Origin of the sequence: Polynucleobacter sp. JS-JIR-II-c23 (assembly GCF_035011225.1) — a bacterium.
Taxonomy (GTDB): domain Bacteria; phylum Pseudomonadota; class Gammaproteobacteria; order Burkholderiales; family Burkholderiaceae; genus Polynucleobacter.
Window position 1 is genome coordinate 766,131 of sequence record NZ_JAYGQT010000001.1, and the last position, 24,790, is coordinate 790,920.

The window sequence follows — 24,790 nt, forward strand, 5'->3', positions numbered from 1 at the left end:
TCGCGGCATGTAATTTAAAAAATTACAGCATTTCAAAAGCCACCCTCGGGTGGCTTTTTTGTTTCCTATTGCTGCTAGTCAGCGGGACAAAAAACCAATGATTTACCCCTCTAAAGCTTATATTTCATAGGGTTAAGGCAAGGGTAATCACTAGTGGGGATTTGAGTGAATCTTGATTAGTGTCAAGTATTCCCATGTGTAAATGCTTAAAAATCACATAACCCAAATTTTTGGGTGTGATATGTATTTATAAAAAAGTAAAAAATAGGAGATTCAGGATGAGCGGCGAGAAAACTGCAGGGCCTTTAGGAGGCCGTTGGTTTCAGCTACTAATTGGCGTCATTTGCATGTCAATGATTGCAAACTTGCAATACGGTTGGACTTTGTTTGTAAACCCAATTGATGCTAAGTTTGGTTGGGGTCGCGCAGCGATTCAAGTTGCATTCACCATTTTCGTATTGACTGAGACTTGGTTAGTTCCAATTGAGGGCTACTTGGTAGATAAGTTCGGTCCTCGTCCAGTGGTCTTTGGTGGCGGTATTTTGTGCGGTCTTGGCTGGATCATGAATTCCCATGCAGACACGTTAACCATGCTTTACACGGCTGCTGCAGTTAGCGGTGTTGGCGCTGGCGCTGTTTACGGTACTTGCGTAGGTAATGCACTCAAATGGTTCCCAGATCGTCGTGGTTTGGCTGCAGGTATTACAGCTGCGGGCTTTGGTGCGGGCTCTGCATTAACCGTAATTCCAATTGCAAAAATGATTGCTGAACAAGGCTATCAAGAAACTTTCTGGTTCTTTGGTATTGGCCAAGGCGCAATCGTTGTCTTGTTAAGTCTATTTCTTTCCAAGCCAATTAAGGGTGCTATTACTGCAGTTAAGGCTGCCGTTGCTCAGACTCGTAAAGATTTCCGTCCGATGGAAATGGTTAAGCAACCAGTATTCTGGATTATGTACATCATGTTCGTGATGGTTGCTGCTGGTGGCTTGATGGCTACTGCCCAATTAGCTCCAATCGCTAAAGACTTCCAAGTTGCTGGCGTAACGGTGAGCTTGTTGGGCCTAGCATTGCCAGCCCTGACTTTTGCGTTAACCATTGATCGTGTTTTAAATGGCTTGACCCGTCCATTCTTTGGTTGGGTATCAGACAAGATTGGTCGCGAACAAACGATGACTCTTTGCTTCTCTTTTGAGTGCGTAGGTATTCTTGGTTTGTATTACCTCGGTCATGACCCGGTCATGTTCGTGCTGTTGACTGGTTTGGTGTTCTTTGCATGGGGTGAGATCTATAGCTTGTTCCCATCCACTAACGCTGATACATTCGGCTCAACCTTCGCCGCTGGTAATGCGGGCCTTCTCTATACAGCTAAGGGCACAGCTTCATTGTTGGTACCTTTATCTAGTGTATTAATGGCTGCTACAGGTGGCTGGGAAGCGGTATTCTGGGTTGCTAGTATCTTGAACGGTACAGCTGCAATCTTGGCTTGGTTTGTATTGCGCCCAATGCGTCGCAAACTCATCGAGCGTTCTGCTTCTATGTAATTCAGGTCAAAAGCCTAAGCAAAGGGGTCTTCGGACCCCTTTTTGTTTGCCCAAAATAAAGTAAGGCTCAATGGCATCAGTCAGAGGTGGAAATCAGATAAAATTCCACCATCATGAATTCCTCCAAAAACCGCTTCGTTCACTGGGTTGCTGCCTTAGCAATCGCAATGAGCGCGCTTGCGCCAGCTGTATCTCAAGCAGTTTCCATGGCTAAGCATGGCGAAGGTTTTGCAATGGAGATTTGTTCTGTTGATGGCAGCAAGATGCAAATCGATGTTCAGGATGATGGGCAAGACGTTGCCAATCAAATGCAGCCTTGCCCGTATTGTTTAGTGCAGAGCGTTATCACTCCGGCATTCAACACTAATCTCAGATTTGAAGCTCCGCAGACTTTCGCTTTGCTGCCTCAGCTTTTCTACCAATCACCCAAACCACTTGCTGTTTGGATAACCCCGCCTTCAGCAGCTCCACCAGTACAAGCCTAATCAAATTAGGGCATAGCCTAGCTATGTAGTTGGCAACGATTTAATCAATACGTTGTCGTATTGTTCAGTGGAGCAGTAAATGTTATTTAAGCAAAAGAAAATCAGCGCATGCGTGGGCGTGCTATTTGGGTCGGTACTAATCAACGCGCAAGCACAAATTGCGCAGCCACCCGACTACGGTCAAAAAATAGGTGATGTGGTTGTCAGTGCTACTCGCTCTGGTACTGAGTTAAAGGACATGACTCAAAATACTTCTATTTTGACGAATGAAGATATTCAAAACGCCCCGGAAATGACGGTTGACCAGGTCTTAAAGAATCAAGCAAGTGTATTTTTAAATGATCAACCATATTATGAAAAGGACCCCACCGGTCAGAGTTTGAATGTCCGTGGTCTTGGTGCTGCGCGGACTCTGGCATTGATCGATGGACTGCCTGCAAACGACGCTATGTATGGAACCATTCAATGGAATCTTGTCCCCCTCTCAGCAGTGCAGGATGTAGAACTGGTTCGCGGTGGCGTCTCCAATCTTTATGGCAACTATGGCATGGGTGGTTTAATCAACATCACTACCAAGCCCATTAACGATAACAAAGGCGAAGTGTCTGCCAGTTATGGTTCATACAATACAAGCAATGTGGCTGCTTCAAAAGAAGTGGCAGTAAATGACGTATTAAAGCTACGGGCATCTGCGGACTACTTTAATACGGATGGTTATATTAACCAGCCTACTATTTCTCCGGCAACAGTCTATCCAGCAAAGAACAAAGCAGGGCAGTCAGCGCCTCTATTGCCTGGGATGGGTCCTGAAAGCGCTAACAGTGCAAATTACCGACTTCAAGGAGCCTTGAAATTAAGTTCTGATACGGATGCATTTTTTAATCTTGGTTCCCACAATATGCAAAATCTACCAACTGGTGGATATAACTTTGCTACCAAGACAACTCAAGAAACTACTTTTTCTGGAGGAGCAACTACGCGTTTGAGTGCAGCGCAAAAGGTTCAGGTGAATGCTTTTTACGAAAACACCACTCTTTGGCAGCAAAATGTCAGTAATAGCGGTGCAACACCAGCTTATATTAGTGCCAACTATAACGATCCTTATTCAACACTGGGGGCATCTGCGCAATATACCCATGACTTAAAGGATCAAACCATTAATCAGGTAGTAGTAAGTGTTGATGGAAGACAGGTAGCTGCACAGAATTTAACGAATTCCTTTAGTTCTGCTGCTGGATATGCAAATGGAGTGGTTACCTCTTCTGATTACGCAAAAGGTCAGCAACAGTTTTATGGTGTGATGGCGCAAATGAAGGCTAAAACAGATGCCATCCCATTGCAAGCTACTCTCTCACTTCGAGAGGATCAATGGCAAAGCCAGACCCCAACCTATTGGATCGCAGGTGCAAATGGTGTTCAAAATTACACCAATGTCCCTAATCAAACTGCATATAAGTTCAGCCCTAATCTGGGCTTGTTATTACAGGCTACTAAGGAGTGGGACTTTAGGGGGGCGGCCTATCAGGGTTTCCATGCGCCTGGTTTGAACAACACGCTTCGTACTTATGGAAATTCAACGAGCGTTAGCCTGGCCAATCCATTGCTGAGCCCCGAGAACATGACTGGCTATGAACTAGGGACTGACTATCGTTGGAATGCGGGCTTTGTGCAGATCACGGGCTTTAATGCGAATGTAAAAAACGCAGTTTATGCACCCAATGTTTCTCAGGCACAAGCTGCTGCTGCAGGTTGTCCAATCTCAGTTTGTACCGGAGCTAATGGCCAAACATTTAGCTTGTACGGCAATAATCAGAATCTTCAAAGTCGTGGGCTTGAGGTACAGGCACATCATGATCTCAATACTCAGTGGGCTGTTGATGGTACATATACCCATACGAACACCATTCTTACTTGGATTGGCTCGGGGGTTAGTGCATCCTTAAATCCAATTGGATCTCAGGTTGGCGGTGTGCCACAAAACATGGGTTATGCAGGAGTGACCTATATGCCGCTTCCAAAGACCAGTCTGACAGCCAATGTTCGTTATATTGGTAATTCTTGGTTGGATGGCGCGCACACCTTACCAGTTCCTTCCTATGCAGTTGTTGGTTTAAAGGTGAACCATCAATTAACGCCAGAAGCCTCAGTATTTGCCAGTGTGATCAATATGTTCAATCGAAGCTACATCACTTACGGTACGGGAACTAGTCAAGGAAGTTATATCGCCGGGCAACCACAGAGCATTACTGTCGGTGCACGTATCATCTTCTAATTATGAATTTGACCCCATACTCTTTTAATCGATTCTTATTGCTCGGAGCGCTTCTTTCGGGAGTGCTGAGCTTTGCTGTACAAGCTCAAATGCAAATGGATCATTCATCGCATATGGCCGGTGCAAATCCAGCAAAAGTGAGCAGTGTTTGCCAGGGAATTGGGTTGGAGTGTGCCAATGCTGCAACCCCATTTTTTACGCAGGATGGAAGGCTATTGCTGGTATGGACCGCGAGTGGCGTGGTCTCAGTTGCGCAGTCTTCTGATTTAGGAAAAACATTTTCACCAGCAGTCAAAATTGCTGAGCACGGTAAATCATTAGATGCTGGCGCTGATGCACGTCCACAAATTGTTGCTGATAAACAAGGGAATGTCTTTTTGGCATATGCATTTTTCAAAGATGCTAACTGGAATGCGCAAATTAATACCACTAGATCGACCGATGGGGCTAAGACATTCACCAAACCAGAGTCCTTGGTCAATGACAGCTCCAGTCAGCGTTTTCCATCCGTTCTGATAAAGCCAGATGGCGATATTTTTATCTCTTGGATCGATAAGCGTTTAGTTTCTGCAGCAAAGCAGGGTGGACAAAATCGTCTTGGCGGCTCAATTGCCTATTCTTTTTCTCAGGATGGCGGCAAAAACTTCCAGGTAGAGCGCTTTGCTAATGAGAGTAGTTGTGAGTGCTGTCGCATCGGTGTCAGCCTTGATCCAAAAGGTAATCCGGTGCTAGCGTACAGAGCAATATTTCCTGGAGGCATTCGGGATCAGGCCAGCCAAGTGATTTCTGCTTCAGGTGCAGGACCAATCCGTAAGGTGGCTGATGACAACTGGAAAACGGATGCCTGCCCGCATCATGGACCATCCATAGCAGTATCAAACACCGGTACATTCCATGTGGCTTGGTATACCCAAGGCAGTAAGCGCTCTGGAGTCTTTTATGCCAATTCCACCAACCAAGGTGCCACCTATTCCAAGCCTACTCGCATAGGCGCTGAAACTGCCAATGTATCCAGGCCATATCTATTGGCATTGGGCCAGCAAGTTTGGTTGGTATGGAAGGAATTTGATGGTGTGCAATCTTCCGTATATTTAAAAGAATCTAGCGACAATGGAAAAACTTGGGCAACTCCTAAAATACTATCTAGTACAGCAGGGTATAGTGACCATCCTTTGTTGCTAGCTCAAGGGAACCATGTATTTTTATCCTGGCTTACGCGTCATGATGGATACCAGTTAATTAATATTGGACAAAAGCAATGAAAAGATATTGGCTCTTTTTTATACTCGCCTTATCAGTGACTGGGTTTGCCTTTGCCGATCCGGTTTCTCTGAAGCCTTATCAGGCAGGCGATTGGAAAGCCATTATCAAAGCTGCAAATGGTGGACCTCTGGCTATTAATTTTTGGGGGGTGACTTGCCCATCTTGCGTTAAAGAGATGCCGCAGTGGGGTCTTTTTATCAAGAACAATCCAAGCGCTAAAGTAGTTTTTATCCAGGTTGATGATGTATCAATCGAGTCGATGAAAAAAATGTTGAGCAAAGCAAATCTGGACAGGGCCAATAATTATTATGTCTCAGCGCCTTTTGATGAGCGCCTGCGCTATGAAATTGATCCCAAATGGCATGGTGAAACACCGACAACCATAGTGATTGATAAAAATGGCAAAGCCACCAGAAAAACAGGCTTAGTAGACTTTCAGCAGTTGCAAAATGCTTTGATAGTTAAACCATAATTAAATGTATCGCTTATCAATTACCGGGAGAATATAAATGAAGACAAAACTATTAGTAACACTGTGTGCCGTTGCAGGGATGGCTTTCGTAGGAACGACATGGGCGCAAAACGTTTCCAAAACCGTCACTACTAACGCTATCAAAATTGAAGATGCCTATACCCGTGCCACAGTTCCTGGACAACAGGTAGCCGGTGGCTTTATGAAGATTGAAAATAAAGGCGCTGCTGATCAATTGATCTCTGCCAGCTCACCTGTTGCAGGTGAAGTGCAGCTCCACGAGATGGCAATGGATGGCAATGTCATGAAGATGCGTCAAGTGAAGGATATCGCTGTGCCAGCAGGTGGCGCTGTTGAATTAAAACCTGGTGGCTTGCACTTAATGTTTATCAACATTAAAGCTCCATTAGCTGCAGGTGAAACCGTTCCCGTGAAGCTGAAGTTTGCTAAGGCAGGTGATGTTGAGGTCAAGATGCCAGTTAATGCAATGGGTTCTGGAGCTATGAAGCACTAAGTCAATAGATTGGGTGGTACACGTAATAAAAAAGCCCCTAGTTTTACCTGGGGGCTTTTTCTTTTAAGGCTCTTACTTGATTAGCTTAGTCACCCAAGTTCAAGTCAGTTACTGCGCCTTTACTTGCGGTACTTGCAAGGCGAGCATATTTTGCCAACAGGCCGCGAGTGTAGCGAGGCTTAGGTTGCACCCAAGCTGCGCGACGCTTCGCAATTTCTGCTTCATCAACGTTCAATTGAATCAGTAGTTGATGGGCATCAATGGTTACCGAGTCACCTTCATGAATGAGAGCAATCGTGCCACCTACGTAGGCTTCAGGAGCTACGTGACCCACAACCATACCCCATGTGCCACCAGAGAAGCGGCCATCAGTGATGAGGCCCACAGACTCACCTAGACCTTGTCCTACAAGAGCAGAGGTTGGGGCAAGCATCTCACGCATCCCTGGGCCGCCTTTAGGGCCTTCATAACGAATCACAACAATGTCACCATCCTTGATCTTCTGCGCCATGATGGCTGCCATGGCATCGTCTTCAGAATCAAACACACGAGCTGGACCAGTGATCGAAGGATTCTTGAGGCCGGTAATCTTAGCCACGCAACCCTCTGGAGAAATATTGCCCTTCAAGATTGCCAAGTGACCTTGTTTGTATAAAGGATTGTCTAAGGTGCGAATCACTTTTTGATCAGCGCGTGGTACTGACGGAACATCTTTCAATACTTCGGCAATCGTTTTTCCAGTGATGGTCATGCAGTCACCGTGAAGTAATCCGCCATCAAGCAAAATCTTCATTACTTGTGGAATGCCGCCGGCTTGATGCAAGTCCGTTGCAAGATAAGTGCCAGATGGTTTCATATCCACGATCACAGGAACGCGTTTACGAATACGCTCAAAGTCATCGATTGTCCAGTCGATTTCAGCTGCGCTGGTGATGGCCAAGAAATGCAATACTGCATTTGTGGATCCACCAACTGCCATGATCACACTGACAGCGTTCTCAATGGACTTCTTGGTGATGATGTCACGGGGACGCAAGTTATTTTTGACTGCTTCGACCAGTACGCGCGCTGATTCGGCAGCACTCGCTACTTTTTCAGCATCAACGTTCGCCATCGTAGAGGAGTAGGGCAAGCTCATACCCAAAGCCTCAAATGAGGAGCTCATGGTGTTTGCGGTGTACATGCCGCCACAAGAGCCGCTACCTGGACAGGCATGCTGTTCAACACCCTTTAAATCTTCTTCACTCAATCGACCGGAAGTAAATTCACCAACCGCTTCAAATGCAGAAACAATATTGAGTTCTTTGCCCTTGTAATGGCCTGGTTTAATCGTGCCGCCATAGACATAGATGCCGGGCACATTAGTGCGGGCTAAAGCCATCATGCCGCCTGGCATGTTTTTATCGCAACCACCAATGACAACAACGCCATCTTGCCAAAGGCCATTTACACACACTTCAATACTGTCAGCAATCACTTCACGTGAGACGAGGGAATACTTCATGCCCTCAGTGCCCATACCAATACCATCAGAAACGGTTGGTGTGCCAAACACTTGTGCTTTTGCGCCAGCCGCTTCTAGAGCTTCAACTGCTGCATCAGCTAATTTTTGTAAACCACTATTACAAGGGGTAATAGTGGAGTGGCCATTCGCAACGCCAACCATTGGCTTTACGAAATCCTTTTCTTCGTAACCCATTGCGTAATACATCGAACGATTAGGTGCGCGAGCGACCCCTTCGGTGACCATGCGCGAGCGTTCATTAAGGCGTTTCATGCTTATTACTCCAGAAAAGGTTTGTGTCGAAAGGCTCTATTGTGCCGTGAGATGGGTTAAGGGTGCTCTAGATCGATGAGTCCACCTTAATTACTTTAAATGTTGCACTGCAGTATGAAATGCCAATGAATTCATAGATTTAGATCAAAATATTAGCTAAGGAGCTAATAGCTTAGTAAAAGAGGCTGCAGTACATTAAGTCATCAATCACTTTTTCCTTTGAATTCAATGACTAAAGTCGGCCACATATACCTAATTGATGATGATGAATCCATGCGCATTTCTCTATCGAGAATGCTCAGGGAGTTGGGGTATCTCGTTGAAGACTATGCATCTGCCGCCTTATTCTTAGAAAAGTCCGTACCAGTCTCGCCGGCTGTCATTCTCTTAGATATGCAGATGCCAGATATGACTGGCCTTGATTTGCAAGAAAAACTCCAGAAGTTAGGTCGCAAGACTCCTATCGTATTTGTGAGCGGTCAAAGTCATCCCCATCAAATCGTTCAAGGCCTTAAGCGGGGTGCGGTAGATTTCTTATTCAAGCCATTTAATCTCGAAGAACTCTTAAAAGCTGTTGCGGACGCCATCGACTTTGATGCCCGCCAGTTAAAGAGGGTTTCTTTGGACGTTGAAGCTAAGAAAGATTATGAAAGCCTCACTCCTAGAGAGCGTGAGGTATGTGGATGGCTTGTTAAGGGCCTCCTAAACAAGGATATTGCCGTAAAACTAGGAACCACGGATGCCACCATTAAAGTCCATAAGGCTAGGGTGATGGACAAAATGCATGCGGATTCCCTGCAGGTGCTGGTGAAGAAGTATCTTGAATCCAACCTTGAGAACCATCCATTAAACACCTAGCTTTGTGGCTAATTACCGTTACCCCAGTTTGGGATTACTATCAATCTTATTAATTTCTTATGAGATGGTTGCTGCGCAGTGAATAAACCAGTCAAACTTCCAGAGATTCGCAAAGAGGTATTTACTAAGGCCAGAGAAAGTCTTGGTTTCAGCACGAAAGATCTTTCGGGAATGGCTTGCCTTTCTGTTCGCCAAATTGAGCAGATTGAAAATGGTGAGACCAGCTCTTTTTATGGCGACCAAGTTAAATTCACAGCAGCAAAAAAAGTAGCTGGCTTACTAAATCTCACACCAGACGATGCATTTGATTTTTCTGGTATTGCGCAGCCCGTTAAAGCAGGTGATGTTGAGGAGAAATTGCAGGGGGAGACAAAAGCTTCTGCGGTAGAGAAAAAGGCAAAGACCGAAAAAGTAAAACAAAAAGAGGTTAGCCCTGTATCGGCAGAGGAAGTCGCAGAACCAAAACCAAAACCTGAGCAGGTCGATACTAGCAAATTCTCACAAAAAGCGATTGATTACAGCCAGAAATCAAAAGCTTCAGTAGGCCCTAAAAAGAAACTTTTTTTACTGTTGGCAATTGGCGCGGCAGTGATTTTCTCAGTGGTGAACTTGCGCCCCCTATTTTTCCCCGAACCGGTTAAAGAAGAAGTGGTAATTATTCAAGAAGTAGCACAAGAGCCTGCACCAGCAGAGCCTGTGACAGAGAATAAGCCAGCTCCAGCAGCAGCACCAGAGCCTACTCCAGTAGCGGTTACGACGGAATGCCCGCCTGCAGATGCATCTGCACTCAATTACAAGCCCGAAGCCCCTAAAAAAGCGGGTGACATGGTTTATCTGCAATCAAAGACTGCGCAAACAGTATGTGTGGTTGATGCTACCGGTAAGATCCAGAATAAAACGCTAGAGCCAGGAGTTGGTGCGAGTCTTTATGGCAAGCCACCATTGAAGGTGCTTACTGGCGGTTTAAATCAAGTGGATTTGTATTACCAAGGTGCAAAGGTGCGCGTGGGAAATACAGCTAGCAAGACAATTATTTTGGAGCCGGCTGAAATGATTCAGCCTGCAGCTCCATCAAACTCCACAGACTCTCAGCTACGTTGATGGCCTGAGAGGTTCGCAGGTTTAATTTGTTGAATTAAACCGCAGCGTTATCGGTTTCACCGGTACGGATGCGAATCACCTGCTCTACTGCAGTCACGAAAATCTTACCGTCACCAATCTTGCCGGTGCGAGCAGCTTTAGTGATTGCCTCAATAGCAGCTTCAACACGGTCATCAGATACCACGGCTTCTACTTTTACTTTAGGTAAAAAGTCGACCACATACTCAGCGCCACGATAGAGTTCAGTATGTCCTTTTTGACGGCCAAAGCCCTTAACTTCAGTAACGGTCAGGCCCGTAACACCGACTTCTGCCAATGACTCACGAACTTCATCGAGTTTGAACGGCTTAATGATGGATGTAATTAATTTCATGTGTTCCCCCTAATTCAGTAATCATACCTAGATCTGTTCTGAACTACCAAAAACCGACCCGCTGAGCGTTCTAGGCTCTAAATTGCGAGGTAATGGGGTAGCGCCAATCGCGGCCAAAGGCACGAGTGGTTACACGGACTCCCGGTGGGGCTTGGCGACGCTTATATTCATTAAGCTTGATTAAGCGGGTTACTTTTTCTACGCTCTCGGCATCAAAGCCTGCAGCAATGATTTGAGCAATCGATTGGTTTTGCTCCATATAGCGCTCAACAATGCCGTCCAGCACTTCATAAGAGGGCAGGCTATCTTGATCTTTTTGGTCTGGGCGTAACTCTGCCGAAGGTGCGCGGGTCAGAATTCGCTCCGGAATCACTGGCGTAATACTGTTGCGATAGGCGCATAGGCGATACACCAAAGTCTTGGCGATATCTTTAATGACTGCAAAGCCACCCGCCATATCGCCATAGAGTGTGCAGTAGCCGACTGCCATTTCACTCTTGTTGCCGGTAGTCAAAACAAGTCGACCTGTTTTATTAGATAGGGCCATCAGCAGGGTGCCACGAACGCGTGCCTGAATATTCTCTTCGGTAGCGTCAACTGTTAAACCTTTGAATTGCTCTGCGAGAGAAGCTTCTAAAGCATCCACTGGTCCGCTAATTGGAATCTCGTCGTATTGCACGCCTAAGTTCTGGGCCATCTCCCTTGCATCGATCCAAGAGATATCGGCGGTATAGCGAGAGGCCATCATGACGGTGCGTACCTTGTCGGCACCCAATGCGTCAACAGCAATTGCCAATACCAAGGCTGAATCTACGCCGCCAGATAGGCCAATAATCACGCCAGGGAAGCGATTTTTGGTGACATAGTCACGTACACCCAAAACCAGCGCTTGATAGGCCTGTGCCTCAACGGATTGGGGTGGGGTGATCAAACCTTTTTCTAGCTCGCCAGTTGCTGTCACGGTAACAAGGCCTAGGCCGGTTTCAAACTGAGGCATGGCCATCACGACTTTGCCATCACTATTTAATGCAAATGAGCCGCCATCAAAAACCAATTCATCTTGACCGCCAACAGCATTGACGTAAACCAGTGGCATTTTGGTTTGTGCAATATGCCCGCGGAGCACTTCAATACGCAAGGCTTCTTTTTGCAGGTGGTAAGGAGAGGCGTTGGGGACTAACAATACTTGTGCGCCAGCAGCATGAGATTGTTTAGCGGGACCTGCATGCCAGGCATCTTCACACAAGATCAATCCATAGCGAACACCTTCGCATTCAAAAACACAAGCTTGATTACCAGGTACGAAGTAGCGAACTTCGTCAAATACTTCATGGTTAGGTAATTCTTGTTTTGCGTAGCCCGCAATGACTTTGCCGTTTCGTAAAACAGATGCGTAGTTTTGCAAACCTGCAGATGTTTGTTTGGGGTGACCGACGATGACTGTCAGATCAGAGTACTGAGCTAGCTCTTTCATCAAGAGCTCGAGCTGTGATTGTGCCGCCTCAATAAAAGCAGGGCGGAGGAGTAAGTCTTCTGGGGGATAGCCGGTGAGCGAAAGCTCAGGGGTGACTACGAGTTTGGCGCCTTGTGAGTAGGCATCTAGAGCGGCTTTGTGAATGAGTTGCGCGTTGCCAGCCAAATCACCCATTAATGGGTTGATTTGGGCTAAGGCAATTTTCTGCGTGCTCACTCCGAATCACAAAGCCTTTTCAATAAAAGAATTACTTGTTCTCTTTGTTGTAGCGCTCGATGCCCTCAAGAATTTCTTTATGAGCATCGGCAACGCCACCCCAGCCTTTAACTTTTACCCATTTACCTTTTTCGAGATCTTTATAGTGCTCGAAGAAGTGTTGAATTTGATTCAAACGCAATGGGTTCATATCTTCAGGTTTTTGCCAGTGTGTATAGATAGGCAAAATTTTGTCTTCTGGAACAGCCAATAATTTAGCGTCTTGACCAGCCTCATCTTCCATTTGTAGGATGCCAATTGCACGGCAGCTAACAACAACACCTGGAATGAGTGGAAATGGAGTAATTACGAGAACATCAACAGGGTCGCCATCACCGGCAATCGTTTTATTGATATATCCGTAGTTACATGGGTAGTGCATTGCAGTACCCATAAAACGGTCAACGAAAATTGCGCCAGACTCTTTATCCACTTCGTACTTCACTGGATCAGCGTTCATTGGGATTTCAATAATGACGTTGAAGCTTTCAGGGATCTTTTTACCTGGCTTGACTTTCTCGAGACTCATAAATACTCCGAATAGTGATTAGTAAATACCCTGATCCTATCAAGGGAGCGCAGGGGTGATTCTGTTACATACTGATACAGCTTAAGGACCATAGTTTAAAGCTTTCGGAGAACGGGTCTACCTAAGTGCAGTTATGCAAAACAATAAAGAACAACAAATGATTAACTTTGGGGAGTTCAAGCATGAGTAATGTCACTTTAGGCTTGTATTTTGCCTTGGCGTGCGGTGTCCTAGCCGTGATTTACGGTTTTGTGATGCGCAGCTGGATTTTGAAGCAGAGTACCGGAAACGCCAAAATGCAAGAAATTGCCGAGGCGATTCAGCAGGGTGCGGCAGCGTATTTGTCACGCCAATATAAAACGATTGCCGTGGTTGGGGTGGTTCTGACCATTCTCATGGCGCTCTTCCTTGATTTTGCAACCGCAATTGGCTTTGTCATCGGTGCAGTGCTTTCTGGTGCTTGTGGCTTTATTGGTATGAATGTCTCAGTACGTGCAAACGTACGGACAGCGGAAGCAGCAACCAAGGGGATGAACGAAGCGCTCAATGTGGCATTCAAAGGCGGTGCAATTACCGGCATGTTGGTAGTTGGCCTTGGACTCTTGGGTGTTGGCCTATTCTTTATGTTCCTCGTATCGATTGGCGCTGGACAAGATCTCTCTTCTGTATTGCATCCCCTAATCGGTTTGGCATTTGGTTCTTCTTTAATTTCGATCTTTGCCCGTTTGGGTGGCGGCATCTTTACTAAGGGTGCAGACGTTGGCGCTGACCTAGTTGGCAAGGTTGAAGCTGGTATTCCGGAAGATGATCCACGCAATCCTGCAGTCATTGCTGATAACGTTGGCGACAACGTTGGTGACTGCGCAGGTATGGCGGCGGACTTATTCGAAACTTACGCGGTTACGCTGATTGCAACCATGGTGCTGGGATCCTTAATGGTTTCTAGTGCGCCAGTCGCAGCAATTATTTATCCACTAGTACTAGGTGGTGTTTCTATCATTGCCTCCATCATTGGTTGCTCATTTGTAAAAGCAACACCTGGTATGAAAAATGTGATGCCTGCTTTGTATAAGGGCCTAATCATTGCTGGTAGCTTGTCACTGATTGCTTTCTACTTTGTAACTAACTTCATCATGCCAGACGATGCATTAGGCATCCCTGGTAGCCAATGGCGTTTGTTTGGTTCAACTGTAGTGGGCTTGTTGCTTACAGCAGGTTTGGTATGGATTACCGAGTACTACACCGGTACCCAGTTCAAGCCAGTGCAGCATATTGCTGAAGCTTCAACCAAAGGTCACGGTACCAACATCATTGCTGGCTTAGGTATTTCGATGAAGTCAACTGCTTACCCAGTTCTCTTTGTTTGTGCAGCGATTTTTGCAGCGTATTGGTTGGCTGGTTTATATGGCATTGCAATTGCAGCAACAGCCATGTTGTCCATGGCAGGTATTGTGGTTGCGCTTGATGCGTATGGCCCAATTACAGATAACGCTGGTGGTATTGCAGAGATGGCAGGCTTGCCACAATCTGTTCGCGATATTACTGATCCATTGGATGCGGTTGGCAACACTACTAAAGCAGTTACTAAAGGCTATGCAATTGGTTCAGCTGGTTTGGCATCGCTCGTACTCTTTGCTGACTACACCCATGCTTTAGAGGGTATGGGCCAACAAGTGTCTTTTGACTTATCCAATCACATGGTCATCATTGGCCTCTTTATCGGTGGGATGATTCCTTACTTGTTTGGTGCGATGGCAATGGAAGCGGTAGGTCGTTGCGCTGGTGCGGTGGTAGAAGAGGTGCGCCGTCAGTTCCGTGATATCCCTGGAATCATGGAAGGCACTGCAAAGCCAGAGTACGGCAAAGCTGTAGATATGCTGACTTCTGCTGCTATTAAAGAAATGATCGTTCCTTCCCTCTTGCCAGTAGTTGCCCCAGTTGTAGTTGGTCTCTTGTTAGGACCTGCTGCATTGGGTGGTTTGCTCATGGGAACTATCGTGACTGGCTTATTCGTAGCGATCTCGATGTGTACCGGTGGTGGTGCTTGGGACAACGCCAAGAAATATATCGAAGAAGGCAACTTCGGCGGTAAAGGTTCTGAAGCTCACAAGGCTGCAGTGACTGGCGATACCGTTGGCGACCCTTACAAAGATACTGCGGGTCCTGCGGTGAATCCACTGATCAAGATTATTAATATCGTGGCATTACTTATCGTGCCACTCTTGCCAATGGCTTCTCGTTAAGTAATACGTAGTCATTAAATGCGGTAGCAATCAGACTGCAGCAAACAAAACGCCTAGCATTGCTAGGCGTTTTTTATCTCACACTTACTTAAAGTTCTAAGCAAATAAAACTTACTCCAAAGTTTCTAAATAACGTTGCGCATCTAATGCGGCCATACAACCTGTGCCAGCACTAGTAATCGCTTGACGATAGATGTGATCTTGAACGTCGCCGGCTGCAAAGACGCCAGGAATATTAGTAGCAGTGGCATTGCCTTCAAGGCCTGAATGGGTCTTGAGGTAGCCATTGTTCATATCGAGCTGACCAACAAAGAGTTCGGTATTCGGTTTATGGCCAATGGCAATAAAGGCGCCAGTTACAGCAAGGTCTTCAGTGCTGCCATCTTGTTTCTTAATGCGCACACCAGTTACACCTTTTTCATCACCTAGAACTTCGTCGAGAGTGGAGTTCAGTTTCAGCTCCACTTTGCCTTCAGCAACTTTTGCCATGAGACGATCATTCAAGATTGGTTCAGCACGGAACTTATCCCGACGATGAATCACGGTTACTTTTTTAGCAATACCAGTAAGGTAGAGCGCTTCTTCAACTGCAGTGTTGCCACCACCGACTACGCACACATCTTGATTACGGTAAAAGAAGCCATCGCAAGTTGCGCAACCAGAAACACCGCGACCCATGAATGCTTCTTCACTTGGTAAGCCAATATATTGAGCAGAAGCGCCAGTAGAAATAATCAAGGCATCGCAAGTATAGGTTCCAGAATCACCAACTAAGCGAATCGGCTTTTCTTTCAGGGCTGCTGTATGAATATGGTCAAAAATGATTTCAGTATTAAAGCGTTCGGCATGCTTTAAGAAACGCTCCATTAGTTCTGGGCCTTGAACACCATCGGCATCCGCAGGCCAGTTTTCTACGTCAGTCGTGGTCATTAATTGACCGCCCTGAGCTAGGCCAGTGATGAGGGTGGGGTTTAAATTGGCTCGGGCTGCGTAGACGGCTGCTGTATAGCCAGCAGGGCCGGATCCGAGGATCAGAACTTTGGAGTGTTTTGGGGTATTTGTAGTCATATTCAAATTATAGATTTGCTTGATTACAATCGGTAGAACATGGCAAGAACCGCATACCCGAAGTCCAAGGCTCCAATGAGCTCCCAGCCCCCAGAGAATGGCCCGCAGGGCAGGATGCCCCGCCTCTTATTAGAGGCTCGTTGGTTCATCTCTCTAGGCTTGTGCCTGGGCTTATTTGCCATTTTGCTGACCTATTCCAAGGCTGATCCAGCCTGGTCCCATGCCAGTTTTGAGGCTCCCAAGAACCTGGGGGGTCGTTTTGGGGCCTATTTAGCCGATTTAATGCTGTATATCTTTGGTATTTCTGCCTTTTGGTGGGTTGCTCTCTTTGGGCGCCGCGTCTTAAATGGCTGGCGCGAGCTTTGGAGCATTCCTTTGCCGCCAGATCCGGATGCAAAGCCAGACTCTCTACTAATGCGTTGGTTAGGCTTTGGACTGACTCTGGTCTGCAGTATGGGTTTGGAGTCTATCCGCATGCATTCGTTGTCCTGGGAGCTCCCTAGACCTCCTGGCGGTATTTTGGGTGAGCTGATTGGTGATCCATTGCAAATGTCTCTTGGATTTACCGGCTCCACTCTGGTTCTCCTATTTGGCCTTTGTGCTGGCCTGTCTTTGTTCTTGCATTTCTCCTGGCTGGATGTTGCTGAAAAAGTAGGACGTTTCTTGGAGGTGACATATCACCGTATTCGCGAGCGTCGCGACAGCGAGGAAGACCGCAAGTTAGGCGAAGTTGCTGCTGAAGAGCGTGAAGAGTTTGTAGAGGAGTTCCGCGGACGCGTTGAAGTTGCAGCCCCAGTGCAAATCGTACGTGCTCCCATTGAGATTCCTAAGAGTGCCCGTGTAGAGCGCGAAAAACAGCAACCTTTGTTTGTGGATATTCCGGATTCGGAATTACCACCGCTCGCATTACTTGATCCTGTACCTGAAGCAAAAGAAACCATTTCTGCTGACGTGCTGGAATTTACTTCACGCTTAATTGAGCGCAAGTTAGCCGAGTTTAATGTTCAAGTAAAAGTGATTGCCGCATATCCTGGCCCAGTAGTGACTCGCTACGAGATTGATCCAGCGATTGGTGTAAAGGGCAGTCAGATCGTGAACCTCTCACGTGACTTAGCACGCTCACTAGGCGTTGTCAGTATGCGTGTTGTAGAAACCATTCCTGGTAAGACTTGTATGGCTTTGGAATTACCAAACCCAACACGTCAGTCGGTTTACTTGTCAGAGATTCTGACTTCGCAGGTCTACAACGACAATCATTCATTGCTGACTCTAGCTTTAGGTAAAGACATCTCTGGCAGCCCAATGGTGGCTGACTTAGCAAAGATGCCTCACTGTTTAGTTGCGGGTACTACGGGTGCCGGTAAATCAGTCGGTATTAACGCCATGATTCTGTCACTACTCTTTAAGGCTAAGCCTGATGAAGTGCGTTTGATCATGATTGATCCAAAAATGCTCGAGATGGCCATCTACGACAAGATCCCGCATTTGTTGTGCCCAGTTGTCACGGATATGAAGCAGGCATACAACGCCCTTAACTGGGCGGTAAATGAGATGGAGCGCCGCTACAAGCTGATGAGCAAGTTTGGCGTACGTAACCTGGCTGGCTTTAATAAAAAGATTCTGGAAGCCGAAGAAAAAGGTGAGAAGCTCACCAATCCATTTAGCTTAACTCCAGATGATCCAGAGCCAATCTATAAAGCACCTGTCATCGTCATCGTAATTGATGAGTTAGCCGACTTGATGATGGTCTCCGGTAAGAAGATCGAAGAGTTAATTGCTCGTATTGCGCAAAAGGCTCGTGCTGCAGGCATTCATTTGGTATTGGCAACACAGCGTCCAAGTGTTGACGTCATTACCGGTTTGATTAAAGCCAACGTACCAACCCGTATCTCATTCCAAGTAAGCTCTAAGATCGACAGTCGTACGATTTTGGATCAGCAGGGCGCGGAAGCATTGCTCGGTATGGGTGACATGCTCTATATGGCTCCGGGCACCGGCCTGCCAGTTCGCGTACATGGTGCATTCGTATCGGATGATGAAGTCCATCGCGTTGTGGAATGGCTCAAAGAGAAGGGCGAAGCCAACTACATTGATGGCGTTCTTGAAGGTGCTGACGAATCCAATGTGGATGCGTTGACTGGCGAGGGAGGTGGTGAAGCAGATCCCCTTTATGACCAAGCCGTTGCTATCGTTCTAGAAAATAAACGCCCATCGATCTCGCTAGTTCAGCGTCACCTGCGTATTGGTTACAACCGTGCCGCACGCCTACTCGAAGATATGGAAAAAGCAGGACTTGTATCTAAGATGGGTAATGGCGGTAATCGCGAGATTCTTCATCGCCCTTCAGAGTAAGGCAGCCATTTTGCAAAGATTCTTATCTGCAGTATTGCTTGGAGCAGCCATTCTGTTTTCAGGAGTTGCTCATTCGCAAAGTGAAAGTGGCTCAGAGCAGTTGCGTCAATTTGTACGGAACTCTAAAACTGCTGAAGGGGATTTTGTGCAGCAACAGTTGCGCGCACCCAAAGCCAATGAGTCGCAAGACAAGGGCTTGAAAGTCCTCCGTCAAACCCAAGGTCATTTTGTGTTTCAGCGTCCAGGAAGATTTATCTGGGATACCCAAAAGCCTTACGAGCAAAAGTTAATTGCTGATGGCAAGCAACTAATCTTATGGGATAAAGATTTAAACCAGGCGACTTTTCGTCCAGCGGGGCAGGCCTTAGCTTCTACACCAGCAGCTATTCTGTTTGGTGAGACTTCACTAGAACAGCATTTTGACTTGGTTGAAGGCGAAGAGCGTTTAGGAATGAAGTGGGTAGCTTTGATTCCTAAAAAAGATCCCAATGCCAAGAATAAAAATGACCTGCCTTATACAAAGATCTCGATTGGCATGGCGAATAGCTTACCGAAAGCTTTGGAGTTAACCGATGGGCTTGGAAGCGTGGTCCTGGTGACTTTGGATAAGATCCAACTCAATGTTAATTTGCCCGCCAATCGCTTTACTTTCACCCCGCCAGCCGGAGCCGAAGTCTTGCGCTTAAACTAGAGCCCGTATAAAACTAAAACCTAGAACCCCTAATCTACAGAGCATCACATGATTGATCCGCAATTACTCCGTAAAGATATCGCCGCAGTTGCTGCACGTTTAGCGACTCGCAAATTCCAACTCGACGTTGAGAAATTCAACACCTTGGAATCAGAGCGTAAATCTTTACAAACCCGCACTGAAGAATTGCAAGCTAAACGCAACCAACTGTCTAAAGCCATTGGCATGAAAAAAGGTAAGGGCGAGGATGCCTCTGCCGAGATGGCTGAAGTTGCAGGCGTTAATGCCGATATGGAATCCGGTGCCGCAAGACTGGGTACGCTGCAAGCAGAGATTTCTGATTTCTTGATGGGCATTCCCAATCTACCAGATGAGTCTGTGCCTACTGGTAAAGATGAAACAGAAAACAAAGAAGTAAAGCGTTGGGGTGAAGAGCCAATCTTTGATTTTGAGATTAAAGATCACGTTGATCTCGGCGGTCCACTCGGTTTGGACTTTGAAGTGGCGGCTAAGATTAGCGGCTCACGCTTTGTAGTTCTCAAGGGGCCGATTGCCAGATTGCATCGCGCCTTAGCGCAGTTCATGATTGATACTCATGCTACAGATCACAATTATCAAGAGGTATATGCACCTTACATGGTGAATGCTGCTTCTATGCGCGGTACTGGTCAGTTACCGAAGTTTGAAGAGGATCTATTTAAAGTTCCCCGTCAAATGGGCGGTGAAGATGAGGGCGGTGAAGCGAAGACTGAAAACTTTTACCTTATCCCAACTGCAGAAGTGCCTGTAACGAATTTAGTCCGAGACGAAATCGTTAACGCAGATAGCTTACCAATGAAGTTTGTGGCTCACACGCCATGTTTCCGTTCAGAAGCCGGCAGCTATGGTCGTGATGTCCGAGGCATGATTCGTCAGCATCAGTTTGACAAAGTTGAGTTAGTACAAATCACTAAGCCAGAAGATTCCATGCAAGCCTTGGAAGAGCTCACGGGCCACGCTGAGCGTATTCTGGAATTGCTTGAGTTACCTTACAGAAAAGTATTACTCTGCACCGGTGATATGGGTTTTGGTAGTACCAAGACTTATGACTTAGAAGTTTGGGTGCCTTCACAAAAAGCCTATAGAGAAATTAGCTCATGCTCCAGCATGGGTGATTTCCAGGCAAGGCGGATGCAAGCCAGATTTAAATCAGGGCAAGGCAAGCCAGAATTGGTGCATACCTTAAATGGTTCAGGCCTTGCAGTAGGCAGAGCATTGGTTGCATTGCTTGAGAATAAGCAGCAAGTGGATGGCAGTATTGCTATTCCGAAGGCACTACAACCTTACTTAGGTGGCTTAGAGATATTAAAGCCGAATTAAATTAAAACGGCTTTAATTTTTACTCTAGCAACATTTTTTGCTAAAACTTTATCAAGAGTTGCCAAAGATTTAGATTTGAATTGCTTTGCGGCGGCAAGATGTAGTGCGTCGCCAGCCCTGAGATTTGATTTGCTATCAACAACTAAAATTCCAGCAGAGTAATACGTTTTGCTCTCAATGGGCATTAGTTCAATATCGTTTTGGCAAAGACTGTCAAATTTTTTCCAAGCTTCACGACTCTGTTTTTCAGTTATTTGATTGGTTCTGACCTTTAGACTAAGTGCGCTAGAGAATTCTGTAAATGCCCAAGTAGATGAAATCATTTTTGTGGAGCTGTTTTCATGCCACGTGTCAACAGCGTCACTCTTTTCTTCTGTTGTGCATAAGGCCACTAAGATACTGGTATCAACATAAATCATTAGTAGCGCGCCCCTGAGCGAACTTCATCCATCACTGATTTACCCATCTTTAAAGTAGCTCTAAATGCTCTAAGATCTGCTGCAATTGCTTTGCGATCTAATTTTTGCGGCCTAATAATTAGTGAGCCATCCTTCGATAGGGTTGCTTCAACCTTATCCCCATCCTTTAGTTGGATTTCTTTAATGAATGCAGCGGGAATCCGAAGCGCTAGGCTATTACCCCACTTTGAAATTTGAATATTCATGTTTTAACCTCTTTAATATAGATATACATATATGTATATCTATATTAAAGAGACTGAGCTCTTTTGGCTAGCCATTTTTAAGTCAACATTGCCTATATGGCTTTATGTATCGCTGGCTATAATGATTTCTCGGTTCGGAGAGGTGGCAGAGTGGTCGAATGTACTTGACTCGAAATCAAGCGTAGGGTCAAACCTACCGTGGGTTCGAATCCCACCCTCTCCGCCATTCAGACTCTATATTTGTTTGCATGGAGAAAATATCGAAAGAGCCCCGCGTGACGTGGGGCTTTTTATTTATAGGCAGTTTGCAATCCGCAGGTATTGAATAAGACAGGGGAGTATTACTTTTGCAGTCGAGCCACCAAGTTCTTCATGATGTTTTCGGCTTTGATCAATTCCGTGGTGCTCAAGAGTCTATTGTTAGACATGTAGTGGCAGGCGGCGATGCTTTGGTTCTCATGCCCACCGGCGCCGGTAAGTCGCTGTGCTATCAAATTCCCTCGCTTGTTCGACGTGGTGTAGGGGTAGTGGTATCGCCCTTAATTGCACTAATGCAGGATCAAGTTGATGCATTAACTCAGTTAGGCGTTAAGGCCTCATTTTTAAACTCGAGTTTAGATGCAGCTACTTCTCAAAAGGTTACCAGTCAGTTGCTGGCTGGAGAGCTTGACTTAATCTATGTAGCGCCTGAGCGTCTCATGAACCCTGGTTTTCTATCAATCCTTGATAGACTCAATGCGGGCCCCGGAATTGCGCTATTTGCTATCGATGAGGCACACTGCGTTTCTCAATGGGGTCATGACTTTCGTCCGGAATATCGCCAGCTCACTGTATTACATGAGCGATTTCCTAAGGTACCTCGTATCGCCTTAACGGCTACTGCCGATGCCCCAACGAGAGCGGAAATCGTAGAGCGTCTTTCACTCGAATCTGCCGAGCAGTTTGTCTCCAGCTTTGATCGTCCCAATATTAAATATCGAGTTATGCAAAAGCAGAGTGCTAAACAACAGTTAGAGCACTTTTTAGATGCTGAGCATGCCGATGACTCGGGAATTATTTATTGCCTATCGCGTCGCAGTGTAGAAGAGACTGCCCAATGGTTGGAAGACCGCGGCTGGGATGCTATGCCGTATCACGCTGGCTTAAGCGTAGAAACACGCAGCGCCAATCAAAAACGCTTCTTGCGTGAAGAGGGCGTCATCATGGTCGCAACCGTAGCGTTCGGCATGGGCATTGATAAACCTAACGTACGCTTTGTAGCTCATCTAGATCTGCCTAAAAGTATGGAAGGCTACTACCAGGAAACTGGGCGAGCAGGACGTGATGGCTTGCCTGCAAATGCCTGGATGGCCTATGGATTCGGAGATGTCGTGAGCTTGCGGCAAATGGTAGATTCTGGCGAAGCTTCTGAAGATCGTAAGCGGGTAGAGCGCCAAAAACTCAGCGCACTACTAGGCTATTGCGAATCCACAACATGTCGCCATCAAACAATCTTGCGCTACTTTGGGGAGACGCACCCTGGCGGCTGTGGGAATTGTGATAACTGTCTAGAGCCAGTGGCGACTTGGAATGCCACACAGGAAGTACAAAAGGCGTTGTCCTGTGTTTATCGGACAGGCCAGCGTTTTGGTGTGACCCATTTAATTGATGTACTCCTTGGCAAGGTTACTCCTAGAGTTAAGCAGTACTTTCATGAGCAGGTCAGCACCTTTGGAATCGGTACAGAACTCAATCAGGCTCAATGGAATAGCATTTATCGTCAATTGGTAGCAGGCGGTTATTTAGATGCGGATATTGCCCTGCATGGCGGCTTAAAGCTGGTGGATGAGATCGCATTACCAGTGCTGCGTGGCGAGCAAGAGGTTTGGTTGCGCAAAGAAACGGGCTACTCCAAGACCAAGGCTACGAAATCGGGAGCAAAGAAAAGTTCTACGCACCCCTTTAGTAATGTTGCAGATGAAAGATTGTGGGAGGCACTCAAGGCTAAGCGCACTGAACTGGCACGTGAGCAGGGGGTGCCGCCCTATGTGATTTTTCATGACAGCACTTTGCAGGAGATGGTTAAGTCTACGCCAAAGACCTTAGATCAATTTAGCCGTATTGGCGGGGTGGGGCAGGCCAAGTTAGAACGCTATGGCGAACACTTTATTGAAGTCATACAGGAAAATCTAGCGAATCCCGCATAAATCGCTATATTTACTGGGATTGCCGTTAAATGAATTTCGTTCATTTAACGTGCTCGATAGCTTTTTGATTAAGAGTGATTTGAGTGATTAATGCCTCCAGGCATCCAAAAAACGCCGTTTTTGGGGTGTCATAGAGCTGTCATATAGCTGTCACATTCCATCCGTATCGTTCCTATATCGCGCTGTTGCGCATATTCAATCTAAGGACCGGTTAAATGAAATCTTTCTTGAAAAAAGCTCTTGTTATTGGTGCTATTTCACTTGCTCCAGCAGCATTTGCAGTAGACATGACAGGTGCTGGCGCAACCTTCCCGTACCCAATTTATGCCAAATGGGCTGAAGCCTTTAAAGCTAAGACTGGTTCGAATTTGAATTATCAGTCTATCGGTTCATCTGGTGGCATCAAGCAGATCAAAGCAAAAACAGTGGATTTCGGTGCAACTGATAATCCAGTGAAGTTTGAAGATTTAGAAAAAGATGGCATGGTTCAGTTTCCAGCCATTATTGGTGGTGTAGTGCCAGTGATTAACGTGGATGGTGTGAAGCCAGGCGAGATCAAGTTAGACGGCCCAACATTGGCTGACATTTTCCAAGGTGTTATTTCTGATTGGGGTGATAAGCGTATTGCCATCATGAACCCAGGCGTAAAGATTCCAAGTGGCCCAATTACTGTCGTTGTGCGTGCTGACGGCTCTGGTACTACTGCGATTTTTACTGATTACTTGGCTAAAACTAGCTCATTGTTTAAAGATGGTGTTGGTTCTGGCGCATCAGTTAAGTGGCCTGCAGCCTCTACTGTTGGCGGTAAAGGCAACGAAGGTGTTGCGGCAAACGTAACTCGCGTAAAGAACTCAGTTGGTTATGTTGAGTACGCCTATGCTAAGAAAAATAAGATGACCTTTATTTCTTTGAAGAATAAAGATGGTCAATTCGTAGCTCCAGATGATCTGACTTTTGCTGCAGCTGCTGCAAGTACTGATTGGGCGGCTATTCCAGGTATGGGTACATTTATTACCAATGCTCCTGGTGCTAAATCATGGCCAATTACTGGTGCATCATTTATCTTGATTTACAAGAACCCAGAAAACAAAGCTAACGTTGCTGAAGTCATTAAGTTCTTTGACTTTGCTTTCAAAGATGGAAAGAAGATGGCTGAAGAATTAGATTACGTACCAATGCCTGACAAAACTACTGAATTCATTCGCAAGAATGTATTTACTAAGATTGTTACGAAGTAAGTTTTGCCAATTTACTTGGCTATACCAAAATCAAACAGCTCCACTAAGGTGGGGCTGTTTGGCTGTTTAAATATG

Annotated in this window: 21 protein-coding genes and 1 tRNA gene; 15 read left to right on the top strand and 7 right to left on the bottom strand. The window is 46.2% G+C overall.

The features are described from left to right. Positions 1-278: 278 nt before the first annotated feature. The 6 genes from oxlT (at position 279) to VC159_RS04025 (ending at position 6,547) form a co-directional block, all read left to right on the top strand. Positions 279-1,541 (top strand): oxalate/formate MFS antiporter, encoded by a 1,263-nt coding sequence (gene oxlT, locus VC159_RS04000; protein ID WP_323472802.1) that lies wholly within the window; start codon positions 279-281, stop codon positions 1,539-1,541. Positions 1,542-1,654: 113 nt separating this feature from the next. Further along, positions 1,655-2,026 carry a DUF2946 domain-containing protein gene (locus tag VC159_RS04005; RefSeq protein WP_323472803.1) on the top strand — a complete coding sequence of 124 codons (372 nt, stop codon included), beginning with the start codon at positions 1,655-1,657 and terminating at the stop codon, positions 2,024-2,026. Positions 2,027-2,105: 79 nt separating this feature from the next. Continuing rightward, complete coding sequence (locus tag VC159_RS04010) at positions 2,106-4,298, top strand: TonB-dependent receptor (protein WP_323472804.1); 2,193 nt, start codon at positions 2,106-2,108, stop codon at positions 4,296-4,298. Positions 4,299-4,300: 2 nt separating this feature from the next. Further along, the gene (locus VC159_RS04015; protein ID WP_323472805.1) at positions 4,301-5,560 is read left to right on the top strand and encodes a sialidase family protein; all 1,260 of its coding nucleotides are present in this window, start codon (positions 4,301-4,303) and stop codon (positions 5,558-5,560) included. Continuing rightward, positions 5,557-6,033, top strand: a complete 477-nt coding sequence (locus VC159_RS04020; RefSeq protein ID WP_323472806.1) for a thioredoxin-like domain-containing protein — start codon at positions 5,557-5,559, stop codon at positions 6,031-6,033. Before VC159_RS04015 ends, VC159_RS04020 begins: the two co-directional genes overlap by 4 nt. Before the next feature lie 37 nt (positions 6,034-6,070). Beyond that, positions 6,071-6,547 carry a copper chaperone PCu(A)C gene (locus tag VC159_RS04025; protein ID WP_323472807.1) on the top strand — a complete coding sequence of 159 codons (477 nt, stop codon included), beginning with the start codon at positions 6,071-6,073 and terminating at the stop codon, positions 6,545-6,547. Between the two features lie 85 nt (positions 6,548-6,632). On the opposite strand, the gene ilvD is transcribed toward VC159_RS04025, so the two are convergent. Further along, entirely contained in the window at positions 6,633-8,324 is a 1,692-nt protein-coding gene (gene ilvD / locus VC159_RS04030; protein ID WP_215320294.1) for a dihydroxy-acid dehydratase, read from the bottom strand. 228 nt (positions 8,325-8,552) lie between these two features. On the opposite strand from ilvD, the gene VC159_RS04035 reads away from it, so the two are divergent. Continuing rightward, the gene (locus VC159_RS04035; RefSeq protein ID WP_323472808.1) at positions 8,553-9,182 is read left to right on the top strand and encodes a response regulator transcription factor; all 630 of its coding nucleotides are present in this window, start codon (positions 8,553-8,555) and stop codon (positions 9,180-9,182) included. A gap of 78 nt (positions 9,183-9,260) precedes the next feature. Continuing rightward, positions 9,261-10,283 (top strand): hypothetical protein, encoded by a 1,023-nt coding sequence (locus VC159_RS04040; RefSeq protein WP_323472809.1) that lies wholly within the window; start codon positions 9,261-9,263, stop codon positions 10,281-10,283. A 34-nt stretch (positions 10,284-10,317) separates the two neighbouring features. Here the strand turns inward: VC159_RS04040 and VC159_RS04045 are convergent, their stop codons facing one another. From VC159_RS04045 to ppa, 3 genes are all read right to left on the bottom strand, one after another. Further along, the gene (locus VC159_RS04045; RefSeq protein WP_072583818.1) at positions 10,318-10,656 is read right to left on the bottom strand and encodes a P-II family nitrogen regulator; all 339 of its coding nucleotides are present in this window, start codon (positions 10,654-10,656) and stop codon (positions 10,318-10,320) included. 70 nt (positions 10,657-10,726) lie between these two features. Next, complete coding sequence (locus VC159_RS04050; RefSeq protein ID WP_323472810.1) at positions 10,727-12,346, bottom strand: NAD+ synthase; 1,620 nt, start codon at positions 12,344-12,346, stop codon at positions 10,727-10,729. Positions 12,347-12,377: 31 nt separating this feature from the next. Further along, complete coding sequence (ppa, locus tag VC159_RS04055) at positions 12,378-12,914, bottom strand: inorganic diphosphatase (protein WP_215320286.1); 537 nt, start codon at positions 12,912-12,914, stop codon at positions 12,378-12,380. A gap of 182 nt (positions 12,915-13,096) precedes the next feature. Between ppa and VC159_RS04060 the strand changes: the two genes are divergently transcribed. Further along, the gene (locus tag VC159_RS04060; RefSeq protein ID WP_323472811.1) at positions 13,097-15,157 is read left to right on the top strand and encodes a sodium-translocating pyrophosphatase; all 2,061 of its coding nucleotides are present in this window, start codon (positions 13,097-13,099) and stop codon (positions 15,155-15,157) included. 111 nt (positions 15,158-15,268) lie between these two features. Here VC159_RS04060 and trxB read toward each other — a convergent pair whose 3' ends face one another. Continuing rightward, complete coding sequence (gene trxB / locus VC159_RS04065) at positions 15,269-16,225, bottom strand: thioredoxin-disulfide reductase (RefSeq protein WP_072583823.1); 957 nt, start codon at positions 16,223-16,225, stop codon at positions 15,269-15,271. A 39-nt stretch (positions 16,226-16,264) separates the two neighbouring features. Here trxB and VC159_RS04070 point away from each other — a divergent pair, with 39 nt between their 5' ends. Genes VC159_RS04070 through serS form a run of 3 tightly spaced genes read left to right on the top strand, consistent with a single transcriptional unit; the run spans position 16,265 to position 20,627 of the window. Beyond that, positions 16,265-18,577 carry a DNA translocase FtsK gene (locus VC159_RS04070; RefSeq protein WP_371816835.1) on the top strand — a complete coding sequence of 771 codons (2,313 nt, stop codon included), beginning with the start codon at positions 16,265-16,267 and terminating at the stop codon, positions 18,575-18,577. Further along, the gene (locus VC159_RS04075; protein ID WP_323472812.1) at positions 18,537-19,268 is read left to right on the top strand and encodes an outer membrane lipoprotein carrier protein LolA; all 732 of its coding nucleotides are present in this window, start codon (positions 18,537-18,539) and stop codon (positions 19,266-19,268) included. Before VC159_RS04070 ends, VC159_RS04075 begins: the two co-directional genes overlap by 41 nt. Positions 19,269-19,316: 48 nt before the next feature. Continuing rightward, entirely contained in the window at positions 19,317-20,627 is a 1,311-nt protein-coding gene (gene serS / locus VC159_RS04080) for a serine--tRNA ligase (protein ID WP_323472813.1), read from the top strand. Here the strand turns inward: serS and VC159_RS04085 are convergent. Together VC159_RS04085 and VC159_RS04090 are read right to left on the bottom strand one after the other, a co-directional pair. After that, positions 20,624-21,046, bottom strand: coding sequence for a type II toxin-antitoxin system VapC family toxin (locus VC159_RS04085; protein ID WP_072583826.1), 423 nt, complete (start codon positions 21,044-21,046; stop codon positions 20,624-20,626). The genes serS and VC159_RS04085 overlap by 4 nt on opposite strands. Beyond that, on the bottom strand, positions 21,046-21,291 hold the full coding sequence (locus VC159_RS04090; protein ID WP_072583827.1) for an AbrB/MazE/SpoVT family DNA-binding domain-containing protein: 246 nt from the start codon (positions 21,289-21,291) through the stop codon (positions 21,046-21,048). The genes VC159_RS04085 and VC159_RS04090 overlap by 1 nt, the downstream gene beginning before the upstream one ends. A 136-nt stretch (positions 21,292-21,427) precedes the next feature. Between VC159_RS04090 and VC159_RS04095 the strand changes: the two genes are divergently transcribed. The 3 genes from VC159_RS04095 to pstS all read left to right on the top strand — a co-directional run bounded on the left by VC159_RS04095 (position 21,428) and on the right by pstS (position 24,715). Further along, positions 21,428-21,517 (top strand) — tRNA-Ser (locus VC159_RS04095). A 121-nt stretch (positions 21,518-21,638) separates the two neighbouring features. Further along, a complete protein-coding gene (gene recQ / locus VC159_RS04100) occupies positions 21,639-23,477 on the top strand; it encodes a DNA helicase RecQ (protein ID WP_323472814.1) in 1,839 nt (612 codons plus the stop codon). Between the two features lie 215 nt (positions 23,478-23,692). Continuing rightward, positions 23,693-24,715 carry a phosphate ABC transporter substrate-binding protein PstS gene (pstS, locus tag VC159_RS04105; protein ID WP_323472815.1) on the top strand — a complete coding sequence of 341 codons (1,023 nt, stop codon included), beginning with the start codon at positions 23,693-23,695 and terminating at the stop codon, positions 24,713-24,715. Positions 24,716-24,790 lie beyond the last annotated feature (75 nt).